The sequence below is a fragment of the Pseudomonas sp. NFPP07 genome (assembly GCF_900115645.1).
GTDB lineage: Bacteria > Pseudomonadota > Gammaproteobacteria > Pseudomonadales > Pseudomonadaceae > Aquipseudomonas > Aquipseudomonas chlororaphis.
Window position 1 is genome coordinate 342,313 of sequence record NZ_FOXG01000003.1, and the last position, 18,421, is coordinate 360,733.

Below are 18,421 nucleotides of genomic sequence, written 5' to 3' on the forward strand. Positions count from 1 at the left end.
GCCCCCATTCGGGAGCCTTTTTTCTTCAAGCGTACGCCTTACATGTTCGGGTAAGTCGGACCGCCCGCGCCTTCCGGCGCGACCCAGGTGATGTTCTGCGCAGGGTCCTTGATGTCGCAGGTCTTGCAGTGCACACAGTTCTGGGCGTTGATCTGGAAGCGCTTCTCGCCGTCTTCCTTGGTAATCACTTCATACACCCCGGCCGGGCAGTAGCGTTGAGCAGGCTCATCGTACAGCGGCAGGTTCTTGCCGATCGGGATGCTCGGATCGGTCAGCTTCAGGTGGCAAGGCTGTTCTTCTTCATGGTTGGTGCCCGAGATGAACACCGAACTGAGTTTGTCGAAGCTGAGCTTGCCGTCCGGTTTCGGGTAGTCGATCTTCTTGCAGTCCGCGGCCAGCTTCAGGCAGGCGTAGTCCGGCTTGGTGTCGTGCAGGGTGAACGGCAGCTTGCCACCGAAGAGGTTCTGGTCGACCCAGTTGAAACCGCCGCCGACGATGGCGCCGTACTTGTGGATCGCCGGGCCGAAGTTACGGCTGGCGAACAGTTCTTCGTACAGCCAGCTGGACTTGAACGCTTCTACATAGGTGTTCAGCTCGTCGGCGCCTTCGGAACCGGCGAACAGCGCATCGGCCACGGCGTCAGCGGCGAGCATGCCGGACTTCATGGCGGTGTGGCTGCCCTTGATCTTGGCGAAGTTCAGGGTGCCCAGGTCGCAACCGATCAGCGCGCCGCCCTTGAACACCATCTTCGGCAGCGAGTTCAGGCCGCCTTTGCAGATGGCGCGCGCGCCGTAGCTGACGCGCTTGCCGCCTTCGAGGTACTGCTTGAGCACCGGGTGATGCTTGAGGCGTTGGAATTCGTCGAACGGCGACAGGTAGGTGTTGCTGTAGGACAGGTCGACGATCAGACCGACCACCACCTGGTTGTTTTCCAGGTGATAAAGGAAGGAGCCGCCAGTGTTCTCGGTGCCCATGATGTCCAGCGGCCAGCCGGCGGTGTGGACCACCAGGCCTGGCTGATGCTTGGCCGGATCGATTTCCCAGATTTCCTTGAGGCCGATGCCGTAGTGCTGGGCGTCGGCGTCGCTATCCAGGTTGAAGCGCTTGATCAGTTGCTTGCCGATGTGGCCACGGCAGCCTTCGGCGAACAGGGTGTACTTGCCACGCAGTTCCATGCCGGGGGTGTACAGGCCTTCCTTCGGATTGCCTTCGCGGTCGACACCCAGGTCGCCGGTGATGATCCCGCGGACCACGCCGTTCTCGTCGAACAGCGCTTCCTGGGCGGCGAAGCCCGGGTAGATTTCCACGCCCAGGTTCTCGGCCTGCTGGGCCAGCCAGCGGCACAGGTTGCCCAGGGAAATGATGTAGTTGCCTTCGTTGTGCATGGTCTTGGGCACAAAGAAGTCGGGAACTTTGGTCGCGCTGTCGGCGTTTTTCAGGACATAGATGTCATCGCGCTTGACCGGGGTGTTCAGCGGGGCGCCGAGCTCCTTCCAGTCCGGGAACAGCTCGTTCAGGGCGCGCGGTTCGAACACGGCGCCGGAAAGAATGTGAGCACCGACTTCGGAGCCTTTCTCGACCACGCAGACGCTGATTTCCTTACCGGCTTCGGCGGCCTTCTGCTTCAGTCGGCAGGCGGCGGACAAGCCAGCGGGGCCGGCACCGACGATGACCACGTCGAATTCCATGTATTCGCGTTCCACTAGGCTATCTCCTACTCAAGGCTCAACGGTTTTTTTCTAATTGGAGGTTGGGTGTCGCATCGATGGTTTTCTCCGCCAAACAGGGGAGGGGACAATGAACGACCCGCCTTTCTCTCTAGGCGGCGCATTATATCTACACCACTCTTAGCGTCCAATACAAACGTTTGTTTGAATTTGCTGCAGCCCATGTAAATCAAAGAAGCGCGGCTTATGACTGGCCATTTTGGCGTATTGACCAGAATAGGCGTTCCGGTCAAGATACGGTCGGTTTTGCGCTCGCCGTAGGCTGACTGTTGGTTTCAAGAGCACCTCTAAAGACAGGGCGAAGGCAGTACAAGGTGACGCAACGCGCAGTTTACACGCCGCGATAAAGAATGACCGGCCAGTCGCTACTGACGAACGGTCATCATCCCGTGAGCAAGGTCATCTGTCTGCTGTTGCAAGAGTCCATGCCAGCGTTTTTAGAGGTGCCCTTGTGCCCGATGAGCATCAACCGCCAGGTTCGCCTAGGCGACTTTCTTTTCACCGGAGAGTAACGAGGAATCCATGAAGGTTCTTGTAGCTGTCAAACGCGTTGTCGATTACAACGTCAAGGTTCGCGTCAAGGCGGACAATTCCGGCGTCGACCTCGCCAACGTCAAGATGTCGATGAACCCTTTCTGCGAAATCGCAGTGGAAGAAGCCGTACGCCTGAAAGAAAAAGGCGTAGCGACTGAAATCGTCGTCGTCTCCATCGGTCCCGCTACTGCTCAAGAGCAACTGCGTACCGCCCTGGCGCTGGGTGCCGATCGTGCCATCCTCGTCGAGTCCGCTGATGAACTGAACTCCCTGGCCGTGGCCAAGCTGCTCAAGGCCGTGGTCGACAAGGAACAGCCTCAACTGGTAATCCTTGGCAAGCAAGCCATCGACAGCGACAACAACCAGACCGGCCAGATGCTGGCAGCCCTGAGCGGCTACGCTCAAGGCACCTTCGCCTCCAAGGTCGAAGTGTCGGGCGACAAGGTTGCCGTGACCCGTGAAATCGACGGTGGCCTGCAAACCGTTTCGCTGAACCTGCCAGCGATCGTCACCACCGACCTGCGTTTGAACGAGCCGCGCTACGCGTCTCTGCCAAACATCATGAAAGCCAAGAAGAAGCCGCTTGAAGTGCTGACTCCTGATGCTTTGGGCGTTTCCACCGCCTCTACCAACAAGACCCTGAAAGTCGAAGCGCCGGCTGCACGCAGCGCGGGTATCAAGGTCAAGTCGGTCGCTGAACTGGTCGAGAAACTGAAAAACGAAGCGAAGGTAATCTGATCATGACTATCTTGGTAATCGCTGAACACGACAACAAGGTGCTGGCTCCGGCCACCCTGAACACCGTTGCCGCCGCTGCCAAAATTGGCGGCGACATCCACGTCCTGGTCGCCGGCCAGGGCGCTGGCGCCGTGGCTGAGGCCGCCGCGAAAATCGCTGGCGTGAGCAAAGTCCTGTCCGCCGACAACGCAGCCTATGCGCACCAGTTGCCGGAAAACGTTGCCCCTCTGGTTGCAGAGCTGGGCAAGGGCTACAGCCACATCCTGGCCGCCGCCACTTCCAACGGCAAAAACATCCTGCCGCGCGTTGCCGCGCAGCTGGACGTCGACCAGATCTCCGAGATCATCTCGGTAGAAAGCGCCGACACCTTCAAGCGTCCGATCTATGCCGGTAACGCCATCGCTACCGTGCAATCGAACGCCGCCGTGAAGGTCATCACCGTGCGCGCCACCGGTTTCGATCCGGTTGCCGCCGAAGGCGGTTCGGCCGCTGTCGAAGCGGTTGCTGCCGCTCACGATGCCGGCAAGTCGAGCTTCGTCGGCGAAGAGCTGGCCAAGTCCGACCGTCCTGAACTGACTGCTGCCAAGATCGTCATTTCCGGCGGCCGCGGCATGCAGAACGGCGACAACTTCAAACACCTGTATGCTCTGGCCGACAAGCTGGGCGCTGCCGTGGGTGCTTCGCGCGCCGCGGTCGACGCAGGTTTCGTACCCAACGACATGCAGGTCGGCCAGACCGGCAAGATCGTGGCGCCACAGCTGTACATCGCCGTCGGTATTTCCGGCGCGATCCAGCACCTGGCCGGTATGAAAGACTCCAAGGTGATCGTTGCGATCAACAAGGACGAAGAAGCGCCGATCTTCCAGGTGGCCGATTACGGCCTGGTAGCGGACTTGTTCGAAGCCGTACCAGAGCTGGAGAAGCTGGTCTAATCCAGCGGCTTCACTTATAAGAGAGCCCGGTCTTTTGGCCGGGCTTTTTTATTGTCTGGGATTTGAGTGGGAGAATTTCGCCATGGATCTGCGCCGCCTGGGTGGCCTGTCAGTGCTGCTGGGGCTGACACTGATGCCGTTGTCGTCGATCGCCGGTAAATGCGAGCGCCTGGTGGTGACCGGCAGTCCGGATGCCCCGCCGTATCTGTGGCGCGACCCGCAGGACCCCAGCCACCTGATTGGCGCCAGCGCCGAGCTGCTGCAACACGTGGCGCAGGAACTGGGGATCAAGGTCGAGTTGTTGTATGCCGGCAAACGCTCCGCCGCCCTGGATGAAGTGCGCAGCGGGCGCATGGACATGCTGGCCGACGCGCCGCTGACGGTGAGTGAGCTGGAAGCGCTGGACTACATTCATCCGCCGCTGCTGGAGAACGATTTCCTGGTCTGGACCCGCAAGGGCTCGACGTTGAGCTACAGCCAGCCGTCGGACCTGCATGGGCATACCGGCGCATTGTCGGAAAGGGCGCGCCTGACGCCGCCCTTCGAGGCCTTCGCCAAGGAGCAATTGAGCCTGACCCGCATGCCGAATCTGACCCAGGCATTCCAGAAACTGTTGCTGGGGGAGGTGGAGTACGTACTGGCCGGACGCTACGCCGGCATGGCCCTGGCCCAGTCGCTGGGCATGGCCAACGATCTGCTGGCATTCCCGCAGCCTGCCGACAAACCTGGCCTGTTCCTGGCCATCTCGCACAACTCCGCCTGCAACGACCCATGGTTGCGCGGACAGTTGGCGAAAAAGATGACAGAATTGCCCGCGTCCGGTCTGACGGAAACCGTGCTGCAGCGCAATCTCGAGCGTTGGAAGGCACAGTTGCAGCAACCTGTCAGCACCCCCAAACAGTAGGGATTTCTAGTGAGTATTCGACCTCTTTTCGCTGCCCTGGCCGTCCTGGCTCTGGCGGGTTGCGCAGCCGATCCGGCGCCGAATGAACAAATGCGCCTGACCGAACAAACCCTGGCCCAGGCCAAGGCCGTGGGAGCCACGGCAGAGGATGTGCCGGAAATGAAACTGGCCGAGGACAAATTCGCCCGTGCCCAACGTAACATGCAGGAAGAGTCGTTCAAGCACGCGCGCATGCGTGCCGAGCAGGCGGAACTGGATGCGCGCCTGGCCGAGGCGCGGGTCCTGACCCTGAAAAGCCAGGAACAGCTGAACCTCGTCCAGACTCGCATCACTCGTCTGCGCAAGCAGTTGGGAGATGCCCAATGATTCGTCTGACTCGAGTATTGGGTAGCGCCCTGTTGATCGCCTGCACCGGCCTCTACGGCTGCGCCGGGCAACGCAGCGAAGCAGCGCTGGAACAGGCCGGCGAGGACTTCCAGAAGGTCAAGGAAGATTCCAATGTGCTGCGCATCGCGCCCAAGGATGTGATCCGCGCCGGTGAGTCCCTGGCCCGGGCCGATCGCCTGTCCAGCTACTGGGGCAGCGGTTCGGATGTGGTGCACTACGCCTACCTCAGCCAGCGCTACAGCGAAATCGCTCGCGAGCACACCAACCAGGCACTGAACCAGGAGCAGGCGGCCAAGCTCGAACTCGAACGCCAGCGCCTGCAACTGGCCCTGCGCGAGGCCAAGCTGCTGAGCGTGCAGCAACAGGGCAAGTGGCTGGAAGAACAGATCATCAACCTGGCCACGACCCAGACCGATCGTGGGCTGGTAATGACCCTGGGCGATGTGCTGTTCGACACCGGCGAAGCGGAGCTGAAGAGCTCGGCCAACCGCACTGTGCTCAAGGTCGTGCAGTTTCTCCAGCTCAACCCCAAGCGTGTGGTGCGGATCGAGGGCTACACGGACAACACCGGCGACAAGCAGAGCAATCTGAAACTGTCCCGCGACCGGGCCCAGGCCGTGGCCGATATCCTGGTGGACCTGGGCGTCGAGGAGAAACGGGTCCAGGTCGAAGGTTATGGCGATGAGTACCCGGTCGAGGCCAACGCCTCGGAACGTGGGCGGGCGCAGAACCGTCGGGTAGAAATTGTCTTCTCCGACGAGAAAGGCCAGTTGGGCGCCGCGCGCTAAGACGCAGCGGCTCAAGACAACCCGGCTTCCCCCGTGGAGCCGGGTTTTTTTGTGCCTGACGATTGGCACACAAGACAGTACAGTTTTTGCTGACACTGCCCTGTATGGTCGACTATTGTGGCAACTGTCCCAGTACACTTATGAACTGTTCCGGTATCGTCATCCACAAGAATAAAATGCCGGTGAAATCGAGTGCAGCATCATGACCAATCTCTTGCTTTATCAACGTATCGCTCAGCAGCTGGCTGAAGATATCCGTCGTGGTGTGTACCAGCCCGGGGAACGCGTACCTTCGGTACGCAAGATGAGTTCCCAGCTCAATGTTAGCCATGCCACGGTGCTCCAGGCCTACGCCAATCTCGAGGATCAGGGGCTGATCCGCGCCCGTCCGCAGTCGGGCTATTACGTGCACCAGACCCCGGCGCTGACCGCGCCGACCCCGGACATCGCCCGGGTCGAACGGCCGGGCCTGGTGACGCGCAGCAGCATCATTCATCAGGTGTTGGTGGAGTCGCGCCGTGAAGGCGTGTTTCCGCTGGGCGCCGCGGTGCCGAGCGTCGATTACTTGCCGGTGCGGGCGTTGCACCAGCAACTGGCCAAGGTCACCCGTTTCCATAGCCCGCGCGCCTTCAGCTATATGTTCAGCCCCGGCTTCGAGCCGTTGCGCCGACAGGTGGCGATTCGCATGCGCGACGCTGGCGTGGTGGTCGACCCCTCCGAAGTGGTGATCACCCACGGCTGCGTGGATGCCCTGCAGATGTCGTTGCGCGTGCTGACCCGCCCGGGCGACCTGATCGCCGCGGAGTCGCCGACTTACTACGGCCTGCTGCAACTGGCCGACCTGCTGGGGCTCAAGGTCATCGAGATTCCCAGCGACCCTTCCACCGGCATGAGCCTGGAAGCGCTGCAACTGGCGGCCAACCAATGGTCGATCAAGGCCCTGGTGCTGACCACGCGCTTGAGCAATCCACTGGGCGGCACCATGCCGGAAGAGCGGCAGAAACAATTGCTGCGCCTGGCCTCGGATTTCGATATCCAGGTGGTCGAGGACGATATCTACGGCGAACTGATGTTCGAGGTCGGTCGTACCAAGGCGCTGAAAGCCTATGACCGGCTGGATCGGGTGATCTATTGCTCGAGCTTTTCCAAGACCCTGTCACCCGGCGTGCGCATCGGCTGGATGATCGCCGGCAAGTTCCAGCAGGAAATCCAGCGCTTGCAGACCTTCAGCACTCATTCGGCCTGCAGCGTCACCCAGATGGGCGTCGCGGCCTACCTGGAGAACGGCGGTTACGACCGGCATCTGCGCTTTATCCGCCAGGAGTACCGCAAGAACCTCAGTGCCTTTCAGCTAGCGGTGCAGCAGTACTTCCCGGAGGGCACGCAGATTACCCGTCCGAACGGCGGTTTCATTCTCTGGGTCAGCCTGCCGGGGCGGGTCAATACCCAGGAATTGCATGTCCGGGCATTGCAGCAGGGCATCAGTATCGCGCCGGGGCTGATCTTCAGTAATACCGAGCAGTTCAACCACTGCATTCGCCTCAACTGCGGTACCCCATGGAATCGCGAGGCCGAACGGGCACTGATGACCTTGGGCATGTTGGCCAGCCAACTGTGCCAGGAGGCCGCGGGCGGTTTTTGAAGGATCGGTTACCGCGCTTGTTTTCGCGCGGTCAACAGGCGAGCATATGGCTCTTTGCCGCCGATCCTGTTGTCTCTCTATGAAAGCGATTTTTCCTGTTGCCTGGGTATTGGTCAGTGTATTGAGTGCTTTCGGCATGGCCAGCGTTCTGGCGGCTCCGGCCCAGGAAAAGGTCGCGGCAAGCGCCACCGCGAATAAATCGCAGAAAACTGCGGCAGCCAAGAAAGCCGCGCCGATAAAGAAGGCGGCAGCGACCAGCAAGGCCAAGCCCAAGCCCAAGGCACAGAAAAGGCGCGCGCCGATCGCTTCCAAATCCAAGCCTGCCAGTGAGATCGTGAAGACGCGTTTGCCTTCGGCCAATGTGGATCTGAGCCTGCCGCCGGAAATGGTCAAGCAATTGCAGCCGATCGGTTCGGTCAACCAGCCCAAGCGCACCCCGTTGCTGCCGCCGATGTTCGGCGAGAAACCCAAGGACGACAGTCCGTTCCAGCTCAACGGCCGCTTGCTGAGCAACGAAATGCAGTTGCAGCTGCGCAATGACGAACGGCGTGATGTGGAAGGCGCGGCGCTGGATTTCGAGTTCAAGCAGTAAACCCTCATCCTACTGTGACCCGCAGCCCTGACGCTTTGTCGGAGATTGGTCAGTCACGCGAGCCTGAACGTAAAAAACCAGTGGGCGGCCAATTTCAAACGGCTGTTTTAGCGGTTACTCTAGTCCGCGTCATTTCAATACTTTGCCCGTCGCGAGGAGCTTGTCGTCATGAACTGCCGTGAAGGCTGTGGCGCCTGTTGCATTGCCCCTTCCATCAGTACCCCGATTCCCGGAATGCCCAATGGCAAACCGGCCGGAGAACGTTGCATCCATCTTTCTGTCGAACTGCTGTGCGGTTTGTTCGGCCAACCCGAACGGCCCGCCGTCTGTGGTGCGTTCCAGGCCGATGTCGAAGTCTGCGGCGGCAGCCGGGAAGAGGCTATCCGCTTGTTGGGCTGGTGGGAGCAAGTGACGGCGGCGTGAAGTGTTTTCAATGAACGGAACTTCAACAATAAGGAATAAGACAATGGGTTCGCTGCATCGAATTGCTGTGCTCTGTGGGTTGACCGTTCTACTCTCGGCAACCGCCCACGCCGAAGATTGGCAAACGGCCAAGGATGAAGACGGCATCAAGGTCTCCTTGAGTGAAGTGGCCGGTTCCAAATACAAGGCGTACCGGGGCGTGACCACCATGAAAACCAGCGTGGCCAAGCTGCGCGCTTTGCAGGACGACGTGACGGGCGCCTGCGCTTGGATTCACGAATGCAAGTCGCAGAAACTGCTCAAGCACGAAGGCGAGCAGAGCTGGACCTACACCCAGTTCAATACCCCATGGCCGGTCACTCCGCGTGATTCGGTGCTGCACGTCACCACCAGCGAAGCGGCCGATGGCAGCCTGACCCGCAAGCTCGAAGGCGTACCGACCTACATTCCCGAGGAGAAAGGTTTCGTGCGTGTCGCCCAGGTCGAAGGCTTCTGGAAGTTCGTGCCCAAGGGCGCGGACCAGGTCGAAGTGACCTATCAGGTGCACACCGAACCGGGCGGCAGCGTGCCGTCCTGGCTGGCCAACAAGTTTGTCGTGGATGCGCCGTTCAACACCCTCAAGGCATTGAAGGCGCGCGCCGAGAAGCCGTAAGCGCCGACCGTTGCGAAAAGGCTGCCCCAGGGCAGCCTTTTTTAATGGCACCGCCGGGCCCTTGGTTTGAACGATCATTGGTGCTTCAGGGTCGACATCTTGTGAGTCCATCCATGGGCTTCATCAAGGAGGCACTGATGCAAAAGTGGCAAGTCACTTTCGTTGACGATCATGGTGTCCAGTCAGTCGAGCAGTTCGACTGTGAGCAGCAGCCCAGCATGGAGGAGGCGGCACAATTGATTCGCGCAAAGCTTCTGCCGGTTCCGGCCGAGCTTGACCTCAACGATCTGGAAGGACGCACCGACGACCCTACGCTCAAGAGCCTGAAAGATCAGAACAGCATTCAAATCCTCAGCATTACGCCGATTTAATCTTTAATGCGCAAAGCCCCACCGAGCTTTAACCCAGACCTTGGCAGCGCCTGCGTCTTGGCGCTACTCTGCATTCGAGATCAGCGAATGAATCGCTAAGGTCTGGTCTTGTCAGCTACATGCTTGTTTCCTGGCGGCGATCTTCTCGCCGCAAGCCTGCACCGTGCGGTGACAGGCAAGGAAGTACGGAAAGTCTATCCATCGGTTTGAGGAGGACGTTTCATGAGCACAGCCTATCAAGAAGACATCAGCAGCAGCGTGCTGCGCCGCATGAAAGAAGGCGGTTTCGACTTTTCACGATTCCATCCCATCGAGTTCTACGCCATTTTCCCGGACGAGGAGCGGGCACGCAGGGCGGCAGGGCAGTTCCGCGGTGAATCCTTGAATGCCCAGGTCAGCGTGCGCGATGACGGCGCCTGGTACTTGGAGCTGAGCAAGGTGATGTACGCCACCTACGGCGGCATCGGCGATTTCGAGCAGGACTTTGAAGCGGTGGTCGCGCCCCTGGGCGGGATCATTGAAGGTTGGGGCGTGAAGCAGGAGGTTCGAGGGCGACTCGTTTAGTGCATATGAATAGCGTCAAGACTCAGCATCGGCTGACCTTCGGGTCGGCCGATTTCGTTTCTGCCCCCGGGTTCCTACAAAAAAAGCGGGCAAAAAAAGGCCACCCGCTGAGGGTGGCCAAAAGGGAAGACCGGTAGGAGAGGAAACCGGTCGGGGACATTCCGGGGCCGGCTGTCATTAGCGCCATGAAAGGAGGCATTGACTGCGCGTCTGGGAGGCTGAAGTGGTTTGCGCTGTTGCAATGAATTCTGCGCAGTTTTGCCCAGGTGGTGAAATCAAGTCTGGCTATTCTGTCGATAGCCATTGCACTGCATGCAGTGCAATGGTTGCCGGGGAATGCGCTCGACGGCAGGAGTTAGGCTTACCCGCGATGGCGTCCTGGAGAACCCCTCCCACAGCCAGCTTTATTGCGCCGCCTGTTTACGTCCCGCCATATGCTTCAGATACCCCACCAGCAACTCCAGCTCGGCATCCGGCAATACGCTGCTTGCGAAGGCCGGCATCTTCGCCTGTGGCCAGCGGCGCAGGCTCTGTGGGTCACGGATATAACGCTTGAGGAAGTCCGCCCCGAAATACTCGGTGGGGCTGTAGGGGACATTCAGGTCCGGGCCGAACTGCGAGTCGCCGGCGCCGTTGAGACGATGACAAGCCAGGCAGTTCTTCTGGAACAGGGCGAAGCCCTGGTTCACCGGGTCGCCGGCCGCCAGTTTGGGGTCCGGGCGCAGGGCCGGGAAGCGCTCGGCCACCGGCGCCAGGCGCTTGATGCTCGCCACTTCGAACGGCCATTGCTCGGGGCTGATATGACTGGCCTGCGGGTTGGTCCACACCAGGTAGAAAGGTCCGGCGCTGTGCTTGCCTTCTGCCAGGGGTGGCCAGGGCTTGGCCGGGTCTTCGATGGCCAGCCAGGCCTGGGCGCCGTCTTGGTTGAGCAGGGGGGCGGCGGGCAATTCGGCGGCGAAACCGTCCAGGGCGACAGCCTGCAGATGGTCATCAGCCTTGATGCCGGTGAGCAGGGCCGAGATCGGCACCGCGCGGTAACTCATGTCGCGTTTGTACGACACGTCATCCTTGACGGTGACGGTCCGGGCCTGAGGGTGCTTGAGCAGTTCTTCGGTCTGCCAGGTGCGACTGCCGGCCCCCAGTTCCAGGGTCAGCTGCGCGGCATGCATGGGTGTGGTGAGCAGCAGGGCGCTGCACAGGAGAATAAGAGATTTCAATTGATCGCTGTTCCGTCGCTGGGGAGGAGAGCAGCGCGTACGGCCTGTCTCCAGTTTTCTGATAAGCGCGACGACGCCCTGATTCAGCGTGGCCGCGGCGTCAGAAAGAGTGGCACACAAGCGCCTGCCCCGGTAGCGAACCGGAGCACAAAGATGCAATTGCGTGACGGGATGGCCACGCCTCTAGCCGATCACTTTGGTGAGATTCGGCAAAATCAGAAGCAAGGTGGTTGCGAACAGAATGAGCCCCGCTTGACGGACTTTCGAATGCTTGAACATGGCTGAATGCCTTTTGTTGTTATTCCTGAACATCAAATGCATGCCTGCCGCTTCACTCTGGTCAGGCGATGTGTCCCTTTTCTTACACGTGCACCGGCAAGACCCGGCTGCAACGATTTACGGCCTACAGTTCCTACCTTAGGGGCCTTGTAACCCTTGGCTTAGATCCATTTCATATCAGCTAATAGGCGGATGCTTTAAAAAACGCATGAGGCTTATTGCCATCTTCTTGCCCGGCCTTTGTCTAGACAGTTCCGTTATGCGGCGGGCGGAATCCATTAGCTCACTACCGTTCGTCTGAGCGTGACCGTCAAGGTCAGTGAGCGCATCGGTCATTGAATCCGGGGCCCTCGGGGCCAAGAGTAGGAGCCCTGTCATCATTCATCTGCACAGCGGTTCGAGGACGTCATGACCCAGGCTTTGATATTCGATGCATTACGCACCCCCCGTGGCAAAGGCAAGGCTGACGGCGCCCTGCACAGCGTCAAGCCGGTGAACCTGATGGCCGGGTTGCTCGATGCCCTGCAGCGGCGTACCGGACTCGACACCAGCCAGGTCGACGATATCGTGCTCGGCTGCGTGACGCCGATTGGAGACCAGGGGGCCGACATCGCCAAGACCGCAGCGCTGGTCGCCGACTGGGACGTCAGCGTGGCCGGAGTGCAGATCAACCGCTTTTGCGCCTCGGGCCTCGAGGCGGTGAACCTGGGCGCGATGAAAGTGCGCTCCGGCTTCGAGGACCTGGTGGTGGTTGGCGGTGTCGAGTCGATGTCGCGGGTGCCCATGGGCAGCGACGGCGGTGCCTGGGTGCTCGACCCGCAAACCAATATGCACAGCCATTTCACCCCGCAAGGCATAGGCGCGGACCTGATCGCCACCCTGGAAGGTTTCAGCCGTGAGGATGTCGACAGCTTTGCCCTGCAGTCCCAGCAGAAGGCCGCGCGGGCCAGGGCGGCGGGGGCTTTCAGCAAGTCCCTGGTGCCGGTGCAAGACCAGAACGGCATCGTCCTGCTGGATCATGATGAGTTCATACGCGCCGACTCCACCCTCGAAGGCCTGGGCAAGCTCAAGCCCAGCTTCGAGATGATCGGCCAGATGGGTTTCGACGCCACCGCCTTGCGGGTCTACAGCCATGTCGAGCGCATCCACCATGTGCACACCCCGGGCAACAGCTCAGGGATAGTCGATGGCGCGGCGCTGATGCTGATCGGTTCCGAAGCCAAGGGCCAGGCGCTGGGCCTCAAGCCACGGGCGCGGATCGTCGCCACGGCGGTCACCGGCACCGACCCGACCATCATGCTCACCGGGCCGGCGCCGGCCACCCGCAAGGCGCTGGCCAAGGCCGGGCTGCGGGTCGAGGACATCGACCTGTTCGAGGTCAACGAGGCTTTCGCCTCGGTGGTGCTGAAGTTCATCAAGGACATGGCCATCGACCCTGGCAAGGTCAACGTCAATGGCGGCTCCATCGCCATGGGCCACCCGCTGGGCGCCACCGGCTGCGCGATCCTCGGCACCTTGCTCGACGAGCTGGAAGCGCGGCGCCAGCGTTACGGCCTGGCGACCCTCTGCGTTGGCGGCGGCATGGGTATCGCCACCATCATCGAACGCCTCTGAGCCCTGACTTCAAGGAAACACTTTCATGACCCAAGCCATCCGTTACGAAAAGGGCCAGGACCAGATCGTCGTTCTGACCATCGACATGCCGGGCCAGAGCGCCAACACCATGAACGCGGTGTACCGCGAGGCCATGGCCGCCTGCGTGGCCCGCCTGCAAGCCGAGCAGGAATCGATTGCCGGGGTGATCGTCACTTCGGCGAAAAAGACCTTCTTCGCCGGCGGCGACCTCAATGAATTGATCAAGGTCGGCAAGCCCGAAGCCCAGGCCTTCTATGACATGGTGCTGACCCTCAAGGGCCAGCTGCGGGCCCTGGAAACCCTGGGCAAGCCCGTGGTCGCGGCGATCAACGGCGCGGCCCTGGGCGGTGGCTGGGAGATCTGCCTGGCCTGCCATCACCGGGTGGCGCTGGACGATTCGTCGCTGCAGGTCGGCCTGCCGGAAGTGACCCTCGGCCTGCTGCCGGGCGGTGGCGGGGTGGTGCGCATGGTGCGTTTGCTGGGGCTGGAAAAAGCCCTGCCGTATCTGCTGGAAGGCAAGAAGGTCCGACCGCAGCAGGCGCTGAAAGCCGGCCTGATCGACCAACTGGCCAGCGACCGCGACGACCTGCTGGCCAAGGCCAGGGCGTGGATTGTCGCCAACCCGGCGGTCAAGCAGCGCTGGGACGTGGCCGGCTACCAGATCCCCGGGGGCACGCCGTCGCACCCGAAAGTCGCGCAGATGCTGGCCATTGCGCCGTCGATCCTGCGCAGCAAGACCCAGGGCTGCCTGCCGGCGCCGGAGAAAATCCTCTGTGCGGCAGTGGAGGGCGCCCAGGTCGATTTCGATACCGCGCAGTTGATCGAAGCCCGCTATTTCACCGAGCTGACCACCGGCCAGGTGGCGAAAAATATGATCGGCACCTTCTGGTTCCAGCTCAACGAGATCAATGCCGGTGGCTCCCGGCCCCAAGGCTTCGCGCCCTATGTGACCAGGAAGGTCGGGGTGCTGGGTGCCGGGATGATGGGCGCCGGGATCGCTTACGTCAGTGCCGTGGCCGGCATCGAGGTGGTGCTCAAGGACATCAGCCTGGCGGCGGCCGAGAAGGGCAAGGCCCATTCGGCGGCGTTGCTGGAGAAGAAGGTCGCCCGTGGCCAGTTGAGCGCCGAGCAGCGTGACGCCACGCTGGCGCGGATCCGCACCACCGAGCAGGACGCCGACCTGGCCGGGTGCGACCTGATCATCGAGGCGGTGTTCGAGGATCGCGAGCTCAAGGCCAGGGTCTCGGCGGCGGCGCAGCAGGTGGTGGGGGCACAGGCGGTGATTGCGTCCAACACCTCGACCTTGCCGATCAGCGGCCTGGCCAGGGCCGTACCGGATCAAGGCAAGTTCATCGGCCTGCATTTCTTCAGCCCGGTGGAAAAAATGCCCCTGGTGGAAATCATCAAGGGCGAGCAGACCAGCGACGAAACCCTGGCGCGCGGCTTCGACTTCGTCCAGCAGATCAAGAAGACCCTGATCGTGGTCAACGACAGCCGCGGCTTTTTCACTTCGCGGGTGTTCGGCACCTTCACCAACGAAGGTATCGCCATGCTCGGTGAGGGGGTGGCCGCGCCGATGATTGAGACCGAGGCGCGCAAGGCGGGTATGCCGATCGGCCCGCTGGCGATCTGCGACGAGGTTTCCCTGAGCCTGCTGAGCCATATCCGCCAACAGACCGCCAAGGACTTGCAGGCCGAAGGCAAGTCGTTGCCGGAGCATCCGGCTTTCGCCGTGATCGACCTGCTGCTCAATGAATACAAGCGCCCAGGCAAGGCGGCGGGCGGTGGTTTCTACGACTACCCGGCCGGGGGGCAGAAGCACTTGTGGCCGCAGCTGAAAACCCGCTTCGAGAAAGCCGATGGGCAGATTTCGCCGCAGGACGTGCGCGACCGGTTGTTGTTCGTGCAGGCCATCGAAACCGTGCGTTGTGTGGAGGAGGGCGTGTTGCGTTCGACGGCCGATGCCAATATCGGTTCGATCTTCGGTATCGGCTTCGCAGCCTGGACCGGCGGGGCCTTGCAGTTCATCAACCAGTACGGCCTGAAGGACTTTATCGCCCGGGCCCAGTACCTGGCCGAGCAATATGGCGAGCGTTTCGCGCCGCCGGCGCTGCTGCTGGAGAAGGCCGCCAAGGGCCAGTTGTTCTGAGGTTGAAGGGACTGAAGTGATGCATCGCGGGGCTTGCCTTGATCGGGCGTTTCAAGGCAGGCTCTGGGGTGTTCATTATTCCCATCACGTGTCAGGTATTTTTTATGTCGCTACGCATCTGCATTCTGGAAACCGACATCCTGCGTCCAGAATTGGTCGATCAATATCAGGGTTACGGGCAGATGTTTCAGCGCCTGTTTTCACAGCAGCCCATCGCTGCCGAATTTACCGTCTACAACGTGATGCAGGGCCACTACCCGAGCGATGACCAAAGCTTCGACGCTTACCTGGTCACGGGGAGCAAGGCCGACTCCTTCGGTACCGATCCCTGGATTCAAACCCTCAAGACCTACCTGCTGGAGCGCTATCAGCGCGGTGACAAACTGCTGGGCATCTGCTTTGGCCATCAGTTGCTGGCGTTGCTGCTGGGCGGCAAGAGCGAACGCGCGACCCAGGGCTGGGGCGTGGGTACCCACAACTACAAACTGGCGGCCAAGGCGCCGTGGATGAGCCCTGTGGTGGAAGAGCTGACGCTGTTGATCAGCCATCAGGACCAGGTGACGGCCTTGCCGGAAAACGCCACAGTCATCGCTTCCAGCGATTTCTGCCCGTTCGCGGCCTATCACATCAATGACCAGGTGCTGTGCTTCCAGGGCCACCCGGAGTTTATCCATGACTATTCGCGGGCCTTGCTGGACCTGCGCCAGCAGCACCTGGGCGAACAGGTCTATCAAAAGGGCATCGCCAGTCTGGACCGGGATCATCACGGCAACACCGTTGCCGAGTGGATGATGCGTTTTGTGGCGCACAAGCCGCAGGCCGGATCGGTTTGAATCCATAGCCGCATCGCCCAGCCGGCTCGCTTCTACAATGGCCTCAAGGCCCTTGCAGGAGCGTCCGGCCCGGCTCTGCTGTCAGAGCCACCCCGAGCGCTTGAAGCTCGCCCACAACCCCGTACAGCCCAGCACCAGAAACGCCAGCACACCGAAGTAGCCGTAGTGCATCTTCAGCTCGGGCATGTTGTCGAAGTTCATTCCGTAGATCCCCGCCACCGCGGTCGGGAACGCCAGGATCGCCGCCCAGGCGGCGAACTTGCGTTGCACCACGCTTTGTCGCGAAGCCTCCAGCAGGACGCCGATCTCGATGGTCTGGCTGGCGATGTCGCGCAAGGTCGCCAGGTCTTCCATCTGCCGGGTGACGTGGATCTGCACATCGCGAAAGTACGGGCGCATGTTCTTGTCGATAAAGGGGAAGCTGAGCTTCTGCAGTTCTTCGCTGATCTCCACCATGGGCGCTACATAGCGGCGCAGGCGCAGCACATCGCGACGCAGGCTGTGGAGGTGCTGGATATCCCCCTCGTTGAGCGAACTGCACAGCACGCTGTGCTCCAGTTCGTCGATCTCGGCATGGATCGCTTCGCTGACCGGCTGGTAGTTCTCGGTGACGAAATCCAGTAGCGCGTAGAGCACGAAGTCCTCGCCGTGCTCCAGCAGCAGCGGTCGTGCCTCGCAGCGCTGACGCACGAACCCATAGGATTTGGAGTGGCCATTGCGGGCAGTGATGATGTAGCCGTTGCCGGCAAAGATATGGGTTTCGATGAACTCCAGCTTGCCGGCTTCGCGCACCGGGGAGTAGGTGACGATAAACAGCGCGTCGCCGAAGGTTTCGAGTTTCGGCCGGCTGTGTTTTTCCAGGGCGTCTTCGATGGCCAGTTCGTGCAGGTTGAACTGGCGCTGCAGATTGGCCAGCTCCTGGGCGTTGGGTTCTTCGAGGCCGATCCAGACGAAGTGCCCGGGTTTGGCAGCCCAGGCCGCCCCTTCGTCGAGGGTGATATCAGTGACTTTTCTACCTGCGCTGTAGACAGCGGCGGCAACAACTCTACCCATGGTTCCTGTTCGCTTCTTCTTATCGAAATGAGGAGTGATACTTCGTGCAGCTTAGCCCCATGACTGATCAGAGTCATGCCTGTTGGGCGGAGTTCGCCGGCAATAAAAAAGCCCGCACGCGGCGGGCTTTTTTCAGACGGCCTGTAGCTGGCGGTCCATCGACTCGATGCACTCGCGCATCTGTTCGCGGCATTGCTCGATCAGCCTCGGCATGTCGTCCAGGCTCAGCCCGGCGGTGGGGATCGCCGGCAGCGAGCGGATCAGGATCCTGCCACTGCGCCAGCGGTTGAGGCGCATGTGGCGGATGTAGCTGCTGGCGCACACCGGGACGATCGGCACGCCGGCGGCGATGGCCATCTGGAAGGCGCCTTTCTTGAACGGCAGCAGGTCTTCGCCGAGGTTGCGGGTACCTTCCGGGAACACCCAGATCGAGGTGTCCTTGTGTTGCAGGGTGTGGGTGGTGGTCAACATCGAGCGGCGCGCCTTGTGCGCGTTGCCACGGTCGATCAACACATTGCCCGCCAGCCAGAACAACTGGCCGAACAGCGGCACCCATTTCAGGCTCTTTTTACCGATGCACACGGTGCGCCGGGGCACCACGTTGCCGAACACGAAGAGGTCGTAGTTGGACTGGTGGTTGGCGATGATCACGCAGCTCTTGGGCTTGTCCATCAGCGGCCCGACTTCGGCCTTGACCCGCAGGCGCAGGATGCACATGGCTGGCAAGGCATACAAACGCGCGCACAGGCGGCTGTTATCCGGGTTGAACGGGCGGCACAGCCCCAGCACCACGCCGAGAATTCCCGCTGCAACAAAATGCAGGCCCATCAATAACATACGAAACAGATACAGCATCTACAGGCCCACCGGGGACAAAAGGTGGCGCAGTGTACGGATGTGCACTGTTTTCGGCAATTACCTGTATAGAAGGGGAAGATGGCCGATGTTTAAGCGCATGTTTCCGACTCTTTGCTCAGTGGCGAACTAGAGCGTCGCGCCAG

The 18,421-nt window shown here is 61.0% G+C and carries 18 protein-coding genes; 14 read left to right on the forward strand and 4 right to left on the reverse strand.

Translation table 11 applies throughout. From position 1 onward, the window contains the following. Positions 1 to 38: 38 nt before the first annotated feature. Positions 39 to 1,703 (reverse strand): electron transfer flavoprotein-ubiquinone oxidoreductase, encoded by a 1,665-nt coding sequence (locus BM019_RS09715; RefSeq protein WP_062823162.1) that lies wholly within the window; start codon positions 1,701 to 1,703, stop codon positions 39 to 41. 546 nt (positions 1,704 to 2,249) lie between these two features. Here BM019_RS09715 and BM019_RS09720 point away from each other — a divergent pair. The 11 genes from BM019_RS09720 (at position 2,250) to BM019_RS09770 (ending at position 10,254) form a co-directional block, all read left to right on the forward strand. Next, a complete protein-coding gene (locus BM019_RS09720) occupies positions 2,250 to 2,999 on the forward strand; it encodes an electron transfer flavoprotein subunit beta/FixA family protein (RefSeq protein ID WP_007928126.1) in 750 nt (249 codons plus the stop codon). Positions 3,000 to 3,001: 2 nt separating this feature from the next. Next, positions 3,002 to 3,931: an electron transfer flavoprotein subunit alpha/FixB family protein gene (locus BM019_RS09725; RefSeq protein WP_009042879.1), complete on the forward strand. Its 930-nt coding sequence runs from the start codon at positions 3,002 to 3,004 to the stop codon at positions 3,929 to 3,931. Between the two features lie 82 nt (positions 3,932 to 4,013). Next, positions 4,014 to 4,835, forward strand: a complete 822-nt coding sequence (locus tag BM019_RS09730; protein ID WP_092418138.1) for a substrate-binding periplasmic protein — start codon at positions 4,014 to 4,016, stop codon at positions 4,833 to 4,835. A 9-nt stretch (positions 4,836 to 4,844) separates the two neighbouring features. After that, positions 4,845 to 5,201, forward strand: a complete 357-nt coding sequence (locus BM019_RS09735; RefSeq protein WP_009042881.1) for a DUF4398 domain-containing protein — start codon at positions 4,845 to 4,847, stop codon at positions 5,199 to 5,201. Continuing rightward, positions 5,198 to 6,010, forward strand: coding sequence for an OmpA family protein (locus BM019_RS09740; RefSeq protein ID WP_092418139.1), 813 nt, complete (start codon positions 5,198 to 5,200; stop codon positions 6,008 to 6,010). The genes BM019_RS09735 and BM019_RS09740 overlap by 4 nt, the downstream gene beginning before the upstream one ends. Before the next feature lie 202 nt (positions 6,011 to 6,212). Further along, on the forward strand, positions 6,213 to 7,652 hold the full coding sequence (locus BM019_RS09745) for an aminotransferase-like domain-containing protein (RefSeq protein ID WP_007928140.1): 1,440 nt from the start codon (positions 6,213 to 6,215) through the stop codon (positions 7,650 to 7,652). A 79-nt stretch (positions 7,653 to 7,731) separates the two neighbouring features. Then, positions 7,732 to 8,244: a translation initiation factor 2 gene (locus BM019_RS09750; RefSeq protein WP_092418140.1), complete on the forward strand. Its 513-nt coding sequence runs from the start codon at positions 7,732 to 7,734 to the stop codon at positions 8,242 to 8,244. A gap of 168 nt (positions 8,245 to 8,412) precedes the next feature. Continuing rightward, positions 8,413 to 8,667, forward strand: coding sequence for a YkgJ family cysteine cluster protein (locus BM019_RS09755; protein WP_007928142.1), 255 nt, complete (start codon positions 8,413 to 8,415; stop codon positions 8,665 to 8,667). Between the two features lie 43 nt (positions 8,668 to 8,710). Continuing rightward, positions 8,711 to 9,319, forward strand: a complete 609-nt coding sequence (locus tag BM019_RS09760; protein ID WP_009042885.1) for an START domain-containing protein — start codon at positions 8,711 to 8,713, stop codon at positions 9,317 to 9,319. A 113-nt stretch (positions 9,320 to 9,432) separates the two neighbouring features. Continuing rightward, on the forward strand, positions 9,433 to 9,690 hold the full coding sequence (locus tag BM019_RS09765; RefSeq protein WP_007928144.1) for a hypothetical protein: 258 nt from the start codon (positions 9,433 to 9,435) through the stop codon (positions 9,688 to 9,690). A 222-nt stretch (positions 9,691 to 9,912) separates the two neighbouring features. Further along, positions 9,913 to 10,254 (forward strand): ribonuclease E inhibitor RraB, encoded by a 342-nt coding sequence (locus tag BM019_RS09770; protein WP_009042886.1) that lies wholly within the window; start codon positions 9,913 to 9,915, stop codon positions 10,252 to 10,254. A 404-nt stretch (positions 10,255 to 10,658) separates the two neighbouring features. On the opposite strand, the gene BM019_RS09775 is transcribed toward BM019_RS09770, so the two are convergent. Next, positions 10,659 to 11,471 carry a c-type cytochrome gene (locus BM019_RS09775; protein WP_092418141.1) on the reverse strand — a complete coding sequence of 271 codons (813 nt, stop codon included), beginning with the start codon at positions 11,469 to 11,471 and terminating at the stop codon, positions 10,659 to 10,661. A gap of 687 nt (positions 11,472 to 12,158) precedes the next feature. Here BM019_RS09775 and BM019_RS09780 point away from each other — a divergent pair. The 3 genes from BM019_RS09780 to BM019_RS09790 all read left to right on the forward strand — a co-directional run bounded on the left by BM019_RS09780 (position 12,159) and on the right by BM019_RS09790 (position 16,367). Beyond that, the gene (locus BM019_RS09780; RefSeq protein WP_092418142.1) at positions 12,159 to 13,364 is read left to right on the forward strand and encodes an acetyl-CoA C-acetyltransferase; all 1,206 of its coding nucleotides are present in this window, start codon (positions 12,159 to 12,161) and stop codon (positions 13,362 to 13,364) included. 25 nt (positions 13,365 to 13,389) lie between these two features. Continuing rightward, positions 13,390 to 15,534: a 3-hydroxyacyl-CoA dehydrogenase NAD-binding domain-containing protein gene (locus BM019_RS09785; RefSeq protein WP_092418143.1), complete on the forward strand. Its 2,145-nt coding sequence runs from the start codon at positions 13,390 to 13,392 to the stop codon at positions 15,532 to 15,534. Between the two features lie 104 nt (positions 15,535 to 15,638). Next, positions 15,639 to 16,367, forward strand: a complete 729-nt coding sequence (locus tag BM019_RS09790) for an amidotransferase (RefSeq protein ID WP_092418144.1) — start codon at positions 15,639 to 15,641, stop codon at positions 16,365 to 16,367. Positions 16,368 to 16,448: 81 nt separating this feature from the next. On the opposite strand, the gene BM019_RS09795 is transcribed toward BM019_RS09790, so the two are convergent. Both BM019_RS09795 and BM019_RS09800 read right to left on the reverse strand, forming a co-directional pair. After that, the gene (locus BM019_RS09795) at positions 16,449 to 17,420 is read right to left on the reverse strand and encodes a magnesium and cobalt transport protein CorA (protein ID WP_009042891.1); all 972 of its coding nucleotides are present in this window, start codon (positions 17,418 to 17,420) and stop codon (positions 16,449 to 16,451) included. A 132-nt stretch (positions 17,421 to 17,552) separates the two neighbouring features. Then, positions 17,553 to 18,275 carry a lysophospholipid acyltransferase family protein gene (locus tag BM019_RS09800; protein WP_053260240.1) on the reverse strand — a complete coding sequence of 241 codons (723 nt, stop codon included), beginning with the start codon at positions 18,273 to 18,275 and terminating at the stop codon, positions 17,553 to 17,555. Between the last annotated feature and the right edge of the window lie 146 nt (positions 18,276 to 18,421).